The following is a 15,973-nucleotide window of genomic DNA, read 5'->3' on the forward strand; positions in this document are numbered from 1 at the left end:
GGCCGAAAGCCCCGGGCCTGGCCAGGGCAGCATTTTCCGTATTTCACTACCAGTGCCGCCGGCCGAGCCGGCGATGGAGGCATGATGAATACCCAGACCAGCCAGAATAATGGCGTACAGAAAATCCTGGTGATCGACGACGAGGCACCGATCCGGCGTTTCCTGCGCACCGGCCTGTCGGTGCATGGCTACGAGGTGGCCGAGGCCGAATCGGGCCAGGATGGTTTGCGCCAGGCCGCCGCAGCACCACCCGACCTGGTGGTGCTGGATTTGCAGCTTGGCGATATGGACGGCCTGGATGTGCTGAACCGCCTGCGCGAATGGAGCGCCGTGCCGGTTTTCATTCTGTCGGTGCGCAACCGCGAGGTGGAGAAGGTGCGCGCCTTTGAACTCGGCGCCGATGATTACGTTGTGAAGCCGTTCGGCATGGCGGAATTTGTTGCCCGGGTGAAGGCGCTGATGCGGCGGCGCAAGGCCGATGCGGTGGCCGGCGAGCCGGTATTCAATGTTGGCGAACTGGCCATCGACATGGCGCATCGTGTGGTTTCCATGCGCGGCGAGCCGGTGCGGCTGTCGCCCAAGGAATACAAGCTGCTGAGCCAGCTCGCCCTGCATGCCGGCAAGGTGCTGACGCATGACCAGCTTCTGCGCCATGTCTGGGGCGCCGCCCATGCCGAGGACGTGCATTACCTGCGTATCTTCATGCGCAAGCTGCGCCAGAAGATCGAGCCGGACCCGACCCGGCCGCGCTACATCGCCACCGAACTCGGCGTCGGCTACCGCCTGCTCACAGCCGATCAGGGCCAGTTGGTGCGGTAACTAATCGAAGCTGGGTTTGCCCTGGCGCAGCGACTTGACGTTGCCGCGCTTGACCTTGCTGTCCATGCGGCGCTGCTGCGAACCCTTGGTGGGCTTGGTGGCGCGGCGCGGCTTGGGTTTGTGGCTGGCTTCGCGAATCAGTTCACACAGCCGCTCGATGGCCTCGGCCTTGTTACGCTCCTGGCTGCGATAAGCCTGGGCGGTGATCACCAGAACGCCGTCATTGGTCAGGCGCTGGCCGGCCAGCGCCTTCAACCGCAGGCGCACTTCCTCCGGCAGCGAGGGCGAGCCTGCCACGTCGAAGCGCAGTTGCACGGCGGTGGAGACTTTGTTGACATTCTGCCCACCCGGCCCGGAAGCACGGATGAAGCTCAACTGAATCTCGTCATCCTGCAGGGAGATGGAGCGGGTTACCGGAATCATGGCGCATTATCTGCCACGATCCCGGCGCCCTGTCAGCGAAATTCTTAGCCTTGCAGCTTCGACCACATGTCGAGATCGCGCTCGGCGGTCCAGATACGCGGATGATCCAGGCCGCTGGCCTCGTCATAGGCCCGAGCGACGTTGAACGGCTGGCAATGATCGAAGATGGCGAAATTGCCAAAGCGCGGCGCCATGGCGGCGTTGGCGCGATCAAAGGCATCCTTCAGGCTGAGACCCTTGGCGGCACTTTCCGATACCGAACCATACAGCGTGGTGAGGAAATCGCGGGTCAGTGCCAGGCCGTCACGCACCTGATCGGCATGCACCAGGGCATCACCACGGCCGGGCACGATGGCGCGGGCGTTGAATTCCCCGATTGCATCCAGGGTCTTCGGCCAATCCTTGAAATGCGCATCGCCGCAATAGCAGGCGGAATGGTATTCCACCAGATCGCCCGAGAACATCACGCCGGCATCCGGCACCCAGGCAACGATATCGCCGGCGGTGTGGCCGCGGCCAAGATGCATCAGGTCAACCCGGCGCTTGCCGAGATAAACGCTCATCTTGCGCGGAAAGGTCATGCTGGGCCAGGTCAGGCCGGGGATGGTTTCGGCGGCGCGGAACAGACGCGGGAAGCGGCCGAATTCCGAATCCCAGTCTTCCTTGCCGCGTTCCACGATCAGGCTGCGGGTGGCATCGGACGCAATCACCTGCTCGGCGCCATAGGCCTGGGCGCCCAGCACGCGCACGGCATGGTAATGTGACAGCACCACATACTTGATCGGCTTGTCGGTGACGCGGCGGATATGCTCGATCACGCTGCCGGCCATCTTCGGCGTCGCCTGCGTGTCGATCACCATCACGCCATCATCGCCCACGATCACGCCGGTATTCGGATCACCCTGGGCGGTGAAGGCATACAGCCCCTCGCCCATCTGGGTGAAGGACACCACCTTGTCTTCGGTGTCGTTGGTGGAAGCGAAGCCCTTGGCCATGGCTGGTCTCCTTGAGGATTGGGTGTAACGGGACGGGTTATTTACCGAGCAGGTTTTCCGGCAGCCAGAGCACCAGTTCGGGGAAGAAGATGCACAGCACCAGGGCCACAAGCTGGATCAGCACAAACGGGATGATGCCCTTGTAGATCATGTTGATGCTGATTTCCGGCGGCGCGATGCCGCGGATGTAAAACAGCGCATAGCCGAATGGCGGCGTCAGGAACGAGGTTTGCAGATTGACCGCGAACAGGATGGCGAACCACAGCAACACCTGTTCCTTGGGCAGACCAAAATCCAGGCCGGCAATGATCGGCGCCACAATCGGCATGACGATGAAAGTGATCTCCACCCAGTCCAGGAACATGCCCAGCACAAAGATGAAGGCCATGATGATGAACATCACCCAATAGGGATTGACCCCGGCCTCGTCGATGCCGAGCGCATCGGCGATCATGGTATCGCCGCCAAGCTTGCGGAAGATGACGCTGAACACCGTGGCGCCGATCATCACAAACATGATCATCGCTGTGGTCTTGGTGGTTTCATTCAGCACGCCGAGGAACTGCTTGAAGCTGAGTTCGCGCGACAGCAGCGCCAGCACCAGCGCACCAAGCGCACCCAGCGCTGCCGCTTCGGTGGGCGTGGCGATACCGGCGATGATCGAACCCAGCACCAGCAGGATCAATACCATTGGCGCCAGCAGGTCACGCGCCAGGTTCCAGGCCGCCTCACGAATACTGACGCGCGCCGAACGCGGCAGCGGCGGCATGCGCTGGGGCTGGAAGATGGCAACAAAAACCAGATAGACGATATAGAGGCCGCCCAGCATCAGGCCCGGGATCAGCGCGCCGGCAAACAGATCGCCCACCGAGATGCGCATGGTATCGCCAAGCACCACCAGCATGATGCTGGGCGGGATCAGGATGCCAAGCGTGCCGGTAGCGGCAATAACGCCGGTGGAAAGCTGCGGATCGTAGCGGCTTTCCTGCATCGCCGGCAAAGCCAGCATGCCCATCAGCACCACACTGGCGCCGATGATGCCGGTGGAAGCCGCCATCACGATGCCGATCACCGCCACGGCGAAGGCATAGCCGCCCGGCACCGGGCCTAGGATACCGGCCAGCGAACGCAGCAGGCGCTGCGCCACGCCGGATTTTTCCAGCATCAGGCCCATGAACACAAAGAGCGGCACGGCGATCAGCAGCCAGTTGCTCAGAATACCGGAAAAGGTGCGCGACACGCCGGTGGACAGGAACAGGATCGGCACATCGGCCAGGAAGGTGAAGATCACGCCAATGCCGGCCAGTACAAAGGCAACCGGATAACCAACAAAGATGCCGCCCAGCAGGGCGACAACCATCAGCAAGGGCCAGAAATATTCCATCACTTACGCCTCCGCCTGGCGGCCCTGGGCCAGTTCAACAATCGCCCGCAGGCTGCGCGCCACACCAAATATCGTCAGCAGGCCGAAACCGAGCGGCATCACGCCTTTGATGATCCAGGTATCCATCAGGCCGCCATAGCTGGAGCCTTCATTGCTGGTGAAGGCAGACATGGCGAAACGCCAGGCATAGAAGGTCATGATGGCGCAAAACGGGGTGAGCAGCACCACATCGCCAAACAGCCGAACCCACAGCTTGGTGCGCGGCGAAAAACGTGCGGCGAGGAAATCAACGCAGACATGGCTATCAGTGTGCATGGCATAGACGCCGCCCAGCATGGTGATGGCGGCGAACAGATGCCATTGCAGATCGATCATGCCATTCATGGTCATGCGGGGCCCAAGCAAGGGCAGTGTGACCGGCCATTCCACCAGCACATTCATGCGCAACTGCACCATCACCACAGCAATGCAGACGGCGAAGATCAGCACCAGATTGAACCAGCCAACGGCGCGGCCAAACCAGGCGCAGGCGGCTTCAATGGAACGTAGGAACTGGATCATGCGGGCCTCCCGGCGCCAGCCTATATCGGGCCTGGCATAATCGGATCAGGGAATCCGCCGATGCCAGGGAAGCCCCGGCACCGGCGGCAAGCCAGATTACTTGTTACGCGGCAGCAATTGCAGGTCGCCCCAGCGGCCGACCCGCTTGGTGTAGGCGGTCAGCGAGGCATAAGCTTCCTTGAACAGCGCGTCCTTGGTGGCTTCCTCTTCCATCACTTCAGTGGAAGCCTTCTGCAAGGCAGCCAGCACTTCATCGGGGAAACGCTGCACCTTCACGCCCGCCGCCTCGATCTTTTCGATGGCGTCGATCTGGGCGTTGATCTGGTCATACAGATTGAAGGTGATGTTGGCGTTGCAGGCTTCCACCATGATCTGCTGCTGCTTCGGGGTGAAACCCTTCCACACATTCATGTTGATGATGATCGTGTCCCAGCTTGCCGGCTGGTGCCAGCCCGGGAAGTAGTAATGCTTGGCGATCTTCTGCAAGCCGAGGCCGAGATCAAGCTGCGGCGCGGAGAATTCCGCCGCCTCGATACGACCACGCTCCAGCGAGACGAAGATTTCGCCCGCCGGCACCAGCTGCACATTGGCGCCCAGCTTGGCCATCGCCTTGGCACCCAGGCCGGCGATGCGCATGTTGAGGCCCTTGATATCGGCGACCGTCTTGATTTCCTTGTTGAACCAGCCACCAGCTTCCGGCACCACGAGATGGCAGGGGATCACCTTCACATTATGCGGATCATAGGCCTTCTGGATGATCTCCAGACCGCCGCCCTGGAACATCCAGCCCAGGAACAATTCCGGGTTGGGGCCGAACGGCATCGAGCCGACCAGGTTGGCGACCGGAATCTTGCCGGCCCAATAGCCCACCCAGTCAAAACCCATGGCGATCGAGCCATTGCTGACCGCGCCGAACACTTCAAAAGGCGGCACGAATTCGCCGGCACCATGCACCTTGATCTTGATCTGATCGTTGGTCATCAGCGCCACGCGCTCGGCCCATTTGACCGGGCTCTGGCCGATGGACGGGGTTTGCAGGCCAAACACACTCTGCAAATCGATGGACTTGGTCTGCGCCGTGGCGGCAGGCGCCAACGTGCTCAACGCGCCGAACACCGCGGCCGTGGCCGCAGCGAGAATATGCTTCCGCATGGTTTCCTCCCAAAGGTTTCCCACCCGCGCCGCAATGGACTTTGAAAAGACCATTTGCAATCTGGGCTGCGGCTAATATATGTAATAACGAAACGGTTCGCAATACACGAATTCACCTAATGTGAGTTCGACAGAACACAAGGGCGGGAACAGCAATGAACGAAACAACCTCCGGCCTGCTGGCCGGCACTGACTTGCTGAAAGGCGATGTGGCGATCATCACCGGCGCCGCGCAGGGCAATGGCCGCGCCATCGCGCTGGGCCTGGCTGCCGCGGGTGCAGCGGTGGCTCTGGGCGATGTGAATGCGGCTGGTGCCGCTGCCGTGGCCGAGGAAATCCGCGGCCAGGGTGGCCAGGCTTTTGCCGCCGGCCTGGATGTAAGCGACATCGGACAATGCGCAGCCTTTGTGGCCGCCAGCACGGCTGCGCTCGGCCCGGCCTCGATCCTGGTGAACAATGCCGGCATCATCCGTCGTGTGACACTGGACGCGGCGAGCTATGATGCCGATTGGGACGATACGCTGCGCGTCAACCTGACCGGCAGCAAAAACATGCTGCGCGCCGCCCTGCCGCAATTACGCCAGACGCGCGGCCGCGTGGTCAATCTTGGCTCGATCATGTCGTTTGTCTCGGCGCCGCGTAACAGCGCCTACAGCGCCTCAAAAGGCGCCATCCGGCAATTCACCAAGGCGCTGGCGATTGAGCTGGCGGCCGACGGCATCCGGGTCAACGCCATTGCGCCCGGCGTTATCGCCACACCGATGACCGAGGCAACCCGCAGCGACGAGGCCGCCATCAGCCGCTTCATGCAGCACACGCCGATGGGCCGTGTGGGCCAGCCCGATGAACTGGTCGGCCCGGTGCTGTTCCTGGTTTCCCGCCTATCCAGCTATGTCACCGGCACGATGCTGCCGGTGGATGGCGGCTATCTCGCCGCCTGATTTTTTCCGTATTGCAGACGAGGCCCAAGATGAGCGCGAACAAGACCCATTCCTGCGACCTGCTGGTGGTTGGCTCCGGTGCCGGCGGCATGGCTGCCGCCATTACCGCCCGGCTGCATGGCCTGGATGTGCTGGTGGTGGAAAAGGAAGCGCTCTATGGCGGCACCACGGCGCGTTCCGGCGGCTGGCTGTGGATTCCGAACAACCCGCTGGCCAAACGCGAAGGCATGCAGGATAGCCGCGAGGCCGGCCGCACCTATCTGCAACACGAGGCCGGCAATCATTTTGATGCCGCCCGGGTGGATGCCTTCCTGGATAACGGCCCGGCCATGGTGGATTTTTTCGAGAGCAAAACGGCGGTGAAATTTGTGCTCGGGCCGCAATTCTCCGATTACCACCCGAATGCGCCGGGCGCCATCGCGGGCGGCCGCTCGATCTGTGCCGAGCCGATGGATGGGCGCGAACTGGGCGCGCAGATCAAGACTTTGCGGCCGCCGCTGAAGGAGATCACCTTTGTCGGCATGATGATCGGCTCGGGCAAGGAATTGCTGCATTTCTTCAACGTGACACGCTCGGTGGTTTCCGCCGCCTATGTGGCGAAGCTTCTGGTGAAATATGGCCGCGACCTGCTCACCCATGGCCGCGCCATGCGGCTGACCAATGGCAATGCGCTGGCCGGCAGGCTGGCGAAATCAGCCGCCGACCTGGGCATTCCGCTCTGGCTTGAAGCGCCGGCGAAGCAGTTGCTCAGCGAAGCCGGCCGGGTCACCGGCGCTGTGATCGGCACCAAGGATGGCGATGTGACGGTGCTGGCCCGCAAGGGCGTGGTGCTGGCCACCGGCGGTTTCCCGCATGATGCCGAACGGCGCCGGCAGCTTTATCCGCATGCCCCAACCGGCCGCGAGCATTACACGCCCACGCCGCCCGGCAATACCGGCGACGGCATCAAGCTGGCGCGGCCCTTGGGCGCGCAGACCGCCGACGAATTGCCCAATGCCGCCGCCTGGGTGCCGATCTCGCGGGTGCCGAATGGCGACGGCAGCTTTGGCACCTTCCCGCATTTCATCGATCGCGGCAAACCCGGCGTGATCGCCGTGGCGCGCGATGGCAAGCGCTTTGTCAATGAAGGCAATTCCTATCACGATTTCTGCCAGGCTTTGGTGAAAGCCAGCAAGGATCTGCCGCGTGGCCCGGAAGGCGAAGTGGAAGCCTGGCTGATCGCCGATCATGTCACCTTGCGGCGCTATGGCCTGGGCCATGTGAAGCCCTTCCCGGTGCCGCTGGCGCATCAACTGGCGAATGGCTATCTCAAGCGCGGCCAAACCCCGGCCGAACTGGCCGCCGCCTGCGGCTTCGATGCGGATAATTTTGCCGCCACGCTGGCTGACTACAACAAACATGCCGCCAAGGGCGAAGACCCCGCCTTTGGCAAGGGCAGCACCGCCTATAACCGCTATCTGGGTGATCCGAGCGTGACGCCCAATCCCTGCATCGCGCCGGTTTCACGCGGCGCGCTGTATGCCGTGCGCGTGGTGATCGGCGATCTGGGCAGTTTTGCCGGCCTCAAGACCGATGCCCATGCCCAGGTGCTGGATGGCCAGGGCCAGCCGGTGCCGGGGCTGTATGCCGCCGGCAACGACATGGCCAGCATCATGGGCGGCAATTATCCCGGCGGCGGCATCACCCTCGGCCCGGCCATGACCTTCGGCTATATCGCCGGCCGCCATGCCGCAGGTATGGCGGAGTGATGCCTGCATTTCCCATCCCTCACTCGTCATGCCCGGGCTTGACCCGGGCATCCCGTTTTTTTGCAAAGAAAACGTCTGAATTCCCTGGAAAATGAGATGCCCGGGTCAAGCCCGGGCATGACGAGAGGGGGAGGAACCGGGTAGTCGTGGGTCAAGACAGGCGATGACGAGAGGGGGCGGGCAACCGATGCTCCGCGCATACTTTGACTTGGTATCACCTCAGCCTCAGCCGCTATAGCCAAGTTCGGCGGAGAGGCGGCGGGTGAAGGCGAGCAAAGCCTGGGCCTGGCCGCCTTCCGGGCTGACATCCACCTTGGCGGTGGGGCCGATCACGGTGATCACCTGCATGATGCGGCCGGTATGATCGAAGATCGGCGCCGCCAAAGCGCTGACGCCAGGCACCGGATTGTCCACCGTGGTGCATAAGCCGGCGCGGCGCACGCGCTCGAACTCGGCCAGCAACTCCTCTGGCGCCATGTCGCTGGTGGCACTCCAGCCCTTGCGCGAGGTGGCCAGTTCGGCGGCCAACACCGGTTCCACCAGCTTGCGCGGCAGATAGGCGGCAAACACCTTGCCGGTGGCGGTGCCGCTGACTGTGAACAAGCCGCCGGGCCGCACATTGGCGTGAATCTGGTTCGAGGATTCCTGCACCAGCACAATGGTGGGGCCGGCATGGCCCCAAACTGTAATGGTGACCATCAGTTCAAGCTGCTCAGCCAGATCAACCACGGCAGTGGCGGCAAGGCGATAGGGATCAGTGTTGCGCAAGCGGGCCAGGCCCAGATGCAGAGCAAATGGCCCGAGCCGGTAACGCCCGCTGGCGGCATCCTGCTCCACCAGGCCGAGCTTGCGGAAACTGACCAGATAGGCATGTGCCTGACCGGGCGTCAGTTCCGCCGCCTGAGCCAGATCGCGCAGCATCATCGGCTGGCTGGCCAGCACCAGGCTGTTCAACAGCCGGCCGCCGATCTCCACCGATTGCACGCCACGGCCGGCCACCGCCGGCATCGCGATAGCGGCGGCATCCTCTGGGTTATTGTCTGTTTGCGCCCGGCTCATGCGCTTATCTAGCGTGATTGCCGGTAGACTCACAACGCCTTGGTGGAATCAGGGCGAAGCGGCCTGGCGCTTGAGCCGCTGCGCCAGCGCGCCGAGCGCCTGTGCTGCTGCCGGTGCCAGGGTTGGCTTGGCCGGCGCTGCTTCGGGCCACGCCGGCTGGCGCAGATTTGCCCCGCCGGTGCTGGCCTCATCCAATGCCGCCTGCATCGCCGCAACCAGGCTGCCCACTTCAATCGGCTTGGTGACAAAGCCGTTCATGCCCGCTGCCAGGCAGCGTTCGCGGTCGCCGGCCAGCGCGTTGGCGGTAACGGCAACAATCGGCACTTTGGCGCAAGGCTCCGGCATGGCGCGGATAACGCGGGTGGCGGCCAAGCCATCCATTTCCGGCATCTGCATGTCCATCAGCACCAGATCATATTGCCCCTGACGCAGCATGGCACAGGCTTCGATGCCGTTGCTGGCGATGCTGACCTGATGGCCCAGCTGGCGCAGCATGGTGCCCAGGATCATCTGGTTGGTCGGATTATCCTCGGCCACCAGCAGGCTCAGTGCCGGCAGCGGCACCAGCACCGGGCGGCCCGGCTGCACCGGCTGGTCAATCAGGCTGGGCAGGCCCAGGCGCAAAGGCAGGCGCAGGCGGAACACACTGCCGCGCCCCGGCATGCTCTCCACGGTGATTTCACCCTGCATCAGCGCCACCAGCTGGCCACAGATCGCCAGGCCCAGGCCGGTGCCGCCATAGCGCCGGGTGATCGAGCGATCAGCCTGGGTGAAATGGCGAAACAGCAGCGGGCGGATTTCTTCGGAAATGCCGATGCCGGAATCGGCCACGCTGATTTCCAGTTGCGGCGTGCCGTCGCAGGCCACAGCCAAGCCGGCTTCCAGCCGCACCCAGCCGGCCTCGGTGAATTTCACCGCATTGCCGAGCAGATTGAACAGGATCTGCCTCAGGCGGCCAGGGTCGCCGCGCAGGCTGGCCGGCAGCTCTGGCGCCAGGCGACAATCCAGGAACAGGCCCTTGGCCTCGGCGCGACTGCGCACCGCATCGACCACGCCTTCAAGCAGCCGGCGAAGCTCAAAATTGGCGTCGTCCAGTTCAACCCGGCCGGCTTCCAGCTTGGAGAAATCCAGGATGTCGTTCAGCAGATGCAGCAGATGCTCGGCCGAGGCGCGTGCGGTATCCAGCAAAGCCCGGTCGGCCGATGTCATACTGGCACGATCCAACAAGCTGATCGAACCCAGCACACCGTTCAGCGGCGTGCGGATTTCATGGCTCATCACCGCCAGGAATTCGGATTTTGCCGTGGCCTCGGCCTCTGCCCGGCTGCGCTCGGCCAGCAGGCGATGCGCCTCGGTCATGTCGGTCCACACGCTGGTCAGACCGCCATTGCGCGACGGCATCAATTCAATCTGCACCACTCGGCCATCGCGCAGCTTGGCCAGCACCGGCGCCGGCTCGCCGGCAGACGGCCAGGAAAATGCCGCCAGTTGCAGCAAGGCGGCCCGATCATCCTCATCCGCCGCCTCGCCGGCCAGCAGTTGCAGATGGCCGGCAAAATCGGCGCCGGCATGGAAATGTTCGATCAGACGCGGGAAAAAGCTGGAAGCGCGGTTATTGGCAAAGAAAAACCGGCCATCCTGATCGTAGCACAGCAGGGCCTGCTGCAAGGTGGACAAGGCTTCCACCACCGCCGACTCGGTATGCAGCACCTCAGCGGTGACATCGGCCCAGCTTTTGATCACGCCACCATCGGGCAGCCAGTTCACCCTTGAACGCAGCCAGCGCCCGTCACGCTTCTGGAAATCCAGCGGCCCGGTTTGGCCACGATGCCGCGCCACCGCGGCCGTCACCATGTCGTCGAGTCGCGCCGGCGTCATCGTCGCGCCATGATTGACCGTAAAATAGTGCCGCAGATTCTCCAGATAATCCCAGCCGGCATGGATGGTGCCGAGATGCTCGGGAAACAGTTTGAGATATTGCTGATTCCAGCCCTGTAGCCGCTCCTGGGCATCAATATAGCAGGCGGCAACGCCGAGCGTGTCCATTTGCGCAAGCGCAAAGGCGACCGGCTCAGCGATGGGCACGGAATTGCTCATGACACAGACTAAACAGAATGACTTTGCGAATGCCAATTACTTATCGATAAGACGGCCATAAAAATTCGGAAATACAACCGGCGCGGCTACCGTTACGGAAACATCGATTGAAGGGAAATGTTACAAGATTTCCGCGATAATAGGTGGCCCGGCCTGCGAAGGATTCGCAATCCTGGCCCGTGTTAGGCTACAAGTACCCGCCCCCGGAATCAGTGAAATCATGTCCCGCTCAGCCAAATTCCTTGTTCTTGCCCTGCTTGCCGCTGCCGCTGGTGGCGGCGCCTGGTGGTATTACGCCAACCAGTCGCGCAGCATCGTGGCGCCGCGCAGCCAGACCGTGGCGCTGGGCATGGTGGAGGACACAGTTTCCGCCGTCGGCACCTTGCAGCCGCTGAATTACGTTGATGTGGGCACCCAGGTTTCCGGCCAGCTCAAGCAGATTCTGGTGGAGATCGGCGCCAGGGTGGAAAAGGGCCAATTGCTGGCCCAGATCGACCCGACGGTTTATGAGGCGCGGGTCAGCGCCGACCAGGCGCAGTTGATGAATCTGAAGGCGCAGATCGCCGAAAAGACCGTGCAGCAGGCCCTGGCGCAGAAGCAGTATGAGCGCCAGCGCCGCCTGCTGGCCGAGCGCGCCACCAGCGAGGATGCCTTTGACAGCGCGGAAGCCAATGCCAAAGCCATCACGGCGCAGATCGCGGCGCTGAATGCCCAGGTGCAGCAGACCGAATCGACGCTGAAGGGCGACCTTGCCAATCTGAGCTACACCAAGATCTATGCCCCGATGACCGGCACGGTGATCGACATCACGGCACGCCAGGGCCAGACCCTGAACGCCAATCAGCAGGCGCCGATCATCCTGCGCATCGCCGACCTGGATACGATGACGGTGCAGACCCAGGTTTCGGAAGCCGATGTGTCGCGCCTCAAACTGGGCATGCCGGCCTATTTCACCACCCTGGGCCAGCCCGGCCGGCGCCGCACCGGCAGCTTGCGCCAGATCCTGCCCACGCCGCAGGTGGTGAATAACGTGGTGCTGTATTCGGCCCTGTTCGATGTGAGCAACCCGCAGAATGACCTGCTGCCGCAGATGAGCGCGCAGGTATTCTTCATCGTGTCGCATGCCGAGAATGTGCCGGTGGTGCCGATGGCGGCGCTGAAGCAGATGCCGGGCAGCCGCAACCGCTATAGCGCCCGCGTGCTGGAAAACGGCCAGCCGGTGGAGCGTAACGTGGAAATCGGCGCCAATAACCGCATCACGGCGGAAATCCGCAGCGGCCTGAAAGTCGGCGACGAATTGCTGCTGGATCAGCCGCGCGCTGGCGGCGCACCCGGCGGCAACTGGGCGCGGACCCCACGGCTATGACCGCGATGCCGCAGATCGGCCGCGTTGAGACGGCAGCCACCAGCCAGCCGCTGATCTCACTGCGCAACATCACCAAAAGTTTCAGCCGCGGCAGCCTGAGCGTGGAAGTGCTGCATGGCATTTCGCTGGATATCCATCCCGGCGAATTTGTTGCCATCATGGGCGCTTCCGGCTCGGGCAAATCAACGCTGATGAACCTGATCGGCCTGCTCGACCGACCAACCAGCGGCAGCTACCGTTATGATGGCCGCGAAGTGGCCGAACTGGATGCCGATGGCCGCGCCCTGCTGCGCCGCGAGGCGTTTGGCTTCATCTTCCAGCAATATAACCTGCTGCCCGGTTCCAGTGCTGCCGCCAATGTGGAATTGCCGGCGATCTATGCCGGCCTGGGCCGCGAAGCACGCCACCAGCGCGCGGTGGAATTGCTGCAAATGCTGGGCCTGGGCGAGCGGCTGGAGCATAAGCCGACACAGCTTTCCGGCGGCCAGCAGCAGCGCGTTTCGATTGCCCGGGCGCTGATGAATGGCGGCCCGGTGATCCTGGCCGACGAGCCGACCGGTGCGCTTGATTCCAAAAGCGGCGCCGAGGTGATGAAGCTGCTGCGCGACCTGAACCAGCGCGGCCATACCATCCTGCTGATCACGCACGACGCCGAGGTGGCGCGCCAGGCGCGCCGCGTGGTGGAAATCCGCGATGGCGACATTGTATCCGACCAGCAGATTGAGGCCGCCGGGCCGCAGGAAGCCGCCGCCCCGCCACGCCACACGGCCACCAGGCCGCGCGCCGCCGGCGCCAATCTGCTGGAAGCCGGCCGCATGGCCTTGCAGGCTTTGCGCGGCAATCTGCTGCGCACCCTGCTCACCCTGCTTGGCATTATTATCGGTGTGGCTTCCGTGGTGGCGATGCTGGCAATCGGCGACGGCGCCCGGCAATCGGTGCTTGATCGCATCTCGGCGATGGGGACGAATCTTTTGCTGATCCGCCCCGGCGCGCCCAATATGCGGCAATCCGGCGGCGTTACCGCCACCCTGGTGCCGGCCGATGCCGAAGCGCTGAACGGCCTGGCCAACGTGACTGTGGCGGTGGGCGAATATAGCGGCCAGGTGACGGCGCGCTTTGCCAATAACGACTATCTGACCCAGGCCAATGCGGTGGGCGCCGGCTTTGCCCAGGCACGCGACTGGCCGGTGGCGGAAGGTGTGTTTTTCAGCGACGAGGATGTGCGCAATTACGTGCCGGTGGCGGTGCTGGGCCAGACCATCCTGAAAGCCCTGTTTGATCCCGGCATGCCGGCCAGCGATGCACTGGGGCGTTATGTGCTGCTCAACAACATCCCGTTCCAGGTGATCGGCGTGCTGGAAGCCAAGGGCGCCTCGCCGATGGGCACCGACATGGACGACACCATCCTGGTGCCGCTTTCCACCGGCATCCTGCGGCTCTTTGGCCAGCGTTATGTGCGCACCATCACCGTGCAGGTGAAGGATGTGACCCGCATTGATGAAACCCAGGAACTGATCCGGCAAACCCTGATCGGACGCCACAAGGCCGAGGATTTTCAGATCCGCAACATGGCGGCAATCATCCAGACCGCCACCGAGACACAGAACACCCTGACCCTGCTGCTGGGTTCCATCGCCATCATCTCGCTGCTGGTGGGCGGCATCGGCGTGATGAATATCATGCTGGTAAGCGTGACCGAGCGCACGCGCGAGATCGGTGTGCGTATGGCCACCGGCGCCCGGCGTATGGACATCCTGTTGCAATTCAATACCGAAGCCCTGGTGATCTGCATCCTGGGCGGCGCGTTGGGCGTGCTGCTTGGCCTCGGCGCCACCGCGCTTTATGCCGCCTTCGACAAGCCGGTGATCTATGCTGCCGGCCCGGTGCTGCTGGCTTTCGGCTGCGCCTTTTTCACTGGCCTCACCTTCGGCTACCTGCCGGCGCGCAAGGCCGCCGGCCTTGACCCGGTTGTCGCCCTCGCCACGGAATGACCATGCAGCAGCGTTTGTCCCCCTCGCCCAATCTGCGGCGCGTTATGCTCTGCGCCGGCCTGCTTGTTGGCCTGGCCGGCTGCGAGATCGGCGACCCGTTCAGCAAGCCGGCCATCACCGCGCCCGCCGCCTGGGATGCGGCCAGCAATACGGCTTTGGCGGAATGGCCGGATACCAGCTGGTGGCGCGGCTTTGCCAGCGCCGAACTGGATGGCCTGATGCGCCAGGCCGAAAGTAATAACCGCGACCTGGCCGCCGCGCTGGCGCGGATCCGCCAGGCCGAGGCTTCGGCCAGGATTGCCGGCGCTGCCTTGCTGCCCACATTGGGCGCCGATGGCGGTGCCGGCCGCAGCTGGTCGCCCTCAAGCAGCAGCACCAGCAGCACGCGCACGGCCAGCAGCGGCCGCGTGGTGCGCAACAGCTTTGATCTGGGCCTCACTGCCGGCTATCAGGTGGATCTGTTCGGCGGCAACCGCGCCGGCAGCGATGCCGCGCTGGAGCGCCTGGCCGCCAGCCGCTATGACCGCGAAACCGTTGCCCTCACCCTGCATGCCGACCTCGCGACGGCGTATTTTCAGCTTCTCTCGGTGCGCGACCGTATCCGGCTGGCTGAGGATACGCTGCGGAATGCCGAGGATGTGCTGGCGGTGCTGGAACGCCAGCGCCAGCTAGGCGTGGCATCCGAACTGGAAGTGGCGCAGCAGCGTAATTCCGTCGCCAGCCAGCGCGCCACGATTCCCGCCCTGCGCCAATCCGAGCGCGAGACCCTGACCGCTATCGCCTTGCTGCTTGGCCGGCCGCCGCAGGGTTTTGCCATCAGCACCACATCGCTGGATGCGCTGGCCTTGCCGGCGGTGAAAGCCGGCCTGCCTTCCGCTTTGCTGGCGCGGCGCCCGGATATCCGCAAGGCCGAGGCCGATCTGCGCGCCGCCAACCGCGATATCGCCGTGGCCCAGGCGGCACGGCTGCCCAGCCTGGATCTGACCATGGGCGCCGGGCTGCAAAGCAGCGCGCTGCACACATTGCTTCAGCCGCAAAGCGCGCTGTATTCACTGGCCGCTTCGCTGACTGCGCCGCTATTCCAGGGCGGCCGGCTGGAAGGCCAGGAAGACCTCAACCGCGCGCGTTATCAGGAACTGGCCGAAACCTACGGCAAGGCCGCCATCACCGCCTTTGGCGATGTGGAGGACGCATTGACCAGCACGGCCAATGCTGCCGAACGCTACACCTATGCCCGCGAGGCCTTTGACCAGGCGCGCGAAGCCTATCGCATCGTGGAAGCGCGCTACCGCGCCGGCACTGTGCCGTTCCTCAACCTGCTGGATGCGCAACGCACCGTGTTCCAGGCTAATGACGCGCTGGCCCAGGCATTGCTGGGCCGCTACACCGCTTTGGTTGATCTCTACAAGGCGCTGGGCGGCGGCTGGACGGAATAGC

13 protein-coding genes are annotated in these 15,973 nt (G+C 63.6%); 6 read left to right on the forward strand and 7 right to left on the reverse strand.

The window, feature by feature from the left end; translation table 11 throughout:
* The first annotated feature begins 81 nt into the window (after nt 1–81).
* Entirely contained in the window at nt 82–819 is a 738-nt protein-coding gene (locus KBB36_RS09020) for a response regulator transcription factor (RefSeq protein WP_290979045.1), read from the forward strand.
* Here KBB36_RS09020 and arfB read toward each other — a convergent pair whose 3' ends face one another.
* The 5 genes from arfB to KBB36_RS09045 all read right to left on the reverse strand — a co-directional run bounded on the left by arfB (nt 820) and on the right by KBB36_RS09045 (nt 5,334).
* Nucleotides 820–1,242, reverse strand: coding sequence for an alternative ribosome rescue aminoacyl-tRNA hydrolase ArfB (gene arfB / locus KBB36_RS09025; protein WP_290979048.1), 423 nt, complete (start codon nt 1,240–1,242; stop codon nt 820–822).
* Nucleotides 1,243–1,286: 44 nt separating this feature from the next.
* Nucleotides 1,287–2,237 carry an MBL fold metallo-hydrolase gene (locus KBB36_RS09030; RefSeq protein WP_290979051.1) on the reverse strand — a complete coding sequence of 317 codons (951 nt, stop codon included), beginning with the start codon at nt 2,235–2,237 and terminating at the stop codon, nt 1,287–1,289.
* Nucleotides 2,238–2,274: 37 nt separating this feature from the next.
* A complete protein-coding gene (locus tag KBB36_RS09035; protein ID WP_290979054.1) occupies nt 2,275–3,621 on the reverse strand; it encodes a TRAP transporter large permease subunit in 1,347 nt (448 codons plus the stop codon).
* Nucleotides 3,622–3,624: 3 nt separating this feature from the next.
* The gene (locus KBB36_RS09040) at nt 3,625–4,182 is read right to left on the reverse strand and encodes a TRAP transporter small permease subunit (RefSeq protein WP_290979057.1); all 558 of its coding nucleotides are present in this window, start codon (nt 4,180–4,182) and stop codon (nt 3,625–3,627) included.
* Nucleotides 4,183–4,278: 96 nt separating this feature from the next.
* The gene (locus KBB36_RS09045; protein ID WP_290979061.1) at nt 4,279–5,334 is read right to left on the reverse strand and encodes a TRAP transporter substrate-binding protein; all 1,056 of its coding nucleotides are present in this window, start codon (nt 5,332–5,334) and stop codon (nt 4,279–4,281) included.
* A 155-nt stretch (nt 5,335–5,489) separates the two neighbouring features.
* Between KBB36_RS09045 and KBB36_RS09050 the strand changes: the two genes are divergently transcribed.
* Nucleotides 5,490–6,275, forward strand: coding sequence for an SDR family oxidoreductase (locus KBB36_RS09050; RefSeq protein WP_290979064.1), 786 nt, complete (start codon nt 5,490–5,492; stop codon nt 6,273–6,275).
* Between the two features lie 29 nt (nt 6,276–6,304).
* A complete protein-coding gene (locus KBB36_RS09055; protein ID WP_290979067.1) occupies nt 6,305–8,023 on the forward strand; it encodes an FAD-dependent oxidoreductase in 1,719 nt (572 codons plus the stop codon).
* Nucleotides 8,024–8,248: 225 nt separating this feature from the next.
* On the opposite strand, the gene KBB36_RS09060 is transcribed toward KBB36_RS09055, so the two are convergent.
* Both KBB36_RS09060 and KBB36_RS09065 read right to left on the reverse strand, forming a co-directional pair.
* Nucleotides 8,249–9,082: an IclR family transcriptional regulator gene (locus KBB36_RS09060; protein WP_290979070.1), complete on the reverse strand. Its 834-nt coding sequence runs from the start codon at nt 9,080–9,082 to the stop codon at nt 8,249–8,251.
* A gap of 48 nt (nt 9,083–9,130) precedes the next feature.
* Nucleotides 9,131–11,167, reverse strand: a complete 2,037-nt coding sequence (locus tag KBB36_RS09065) for an ATP-binding protein (RefSeq protein WP_290979072.1) — start codon at nt 11,165–11,167, stop codon at nt 9,131–9,133.
* Nucleotides 11,168–11,399: 232 nt separating this feature from the next.
* On the opposite strand from KBB36_RS09065, the gene KBB36_RS09070 reads away from it, so the two are divergent.
* The 3 genes from KBB36_RS09070 to KBB36_RS09080 are packed head-to-tail and all read left to right on the forward strand — an operon-like array spanning nt 11,400 to nt 15,972.
* A complete protein-coding gene (locus KBB36_RS09070) occupies nt 11,400–12,545 on the forward strand; it encodes an efflux RND transporter periplasmic adaptor subunit (protein WP_290979074.1) in 1,146 nt (381 codons plus the stop codon).
* Complete coding sequence (locus tag KBB36_RS09075; protein ID WP_290979076.1) at nt 12,542–14,536, forward strand: MacB family efflux pump subunit; 1,995 nt, start codon at nt 12,542–12,544, stop codon at nt 14,534–14,536. The genes KBB36_RS09070 and KBB36_RS09075 overlap by 4 nt, the downstream gene beginning before the upstream one ends.
* A gap of 2 nt (nt 14,537–14,538) precedes the next feature.
* Complete coding sequence (locus tag KBB36_RS09080) at nt 14,539–15,972, forward strand: efflux transporter outer membrane subunit (RefSeq protein WP_290979078.1); 1,434 nt, start codon at nt 14,539–14,541, stop codon at nt 15,970–15,972.
* Nucleotide 15,973: the final 1 nt, after the last annotated feature.

The sequence above is a fragment of the Ferrovibrio sp. genome, assembly GCF_017994015.1.
In the GTDB taxonomy this organism is placed as follows: domain Bacteria; phylum Pseudomonadota; class Alphaproteobacteria; order Ferrovibrionales; family Ferrovibrionaceae; genus Ferrovibrio.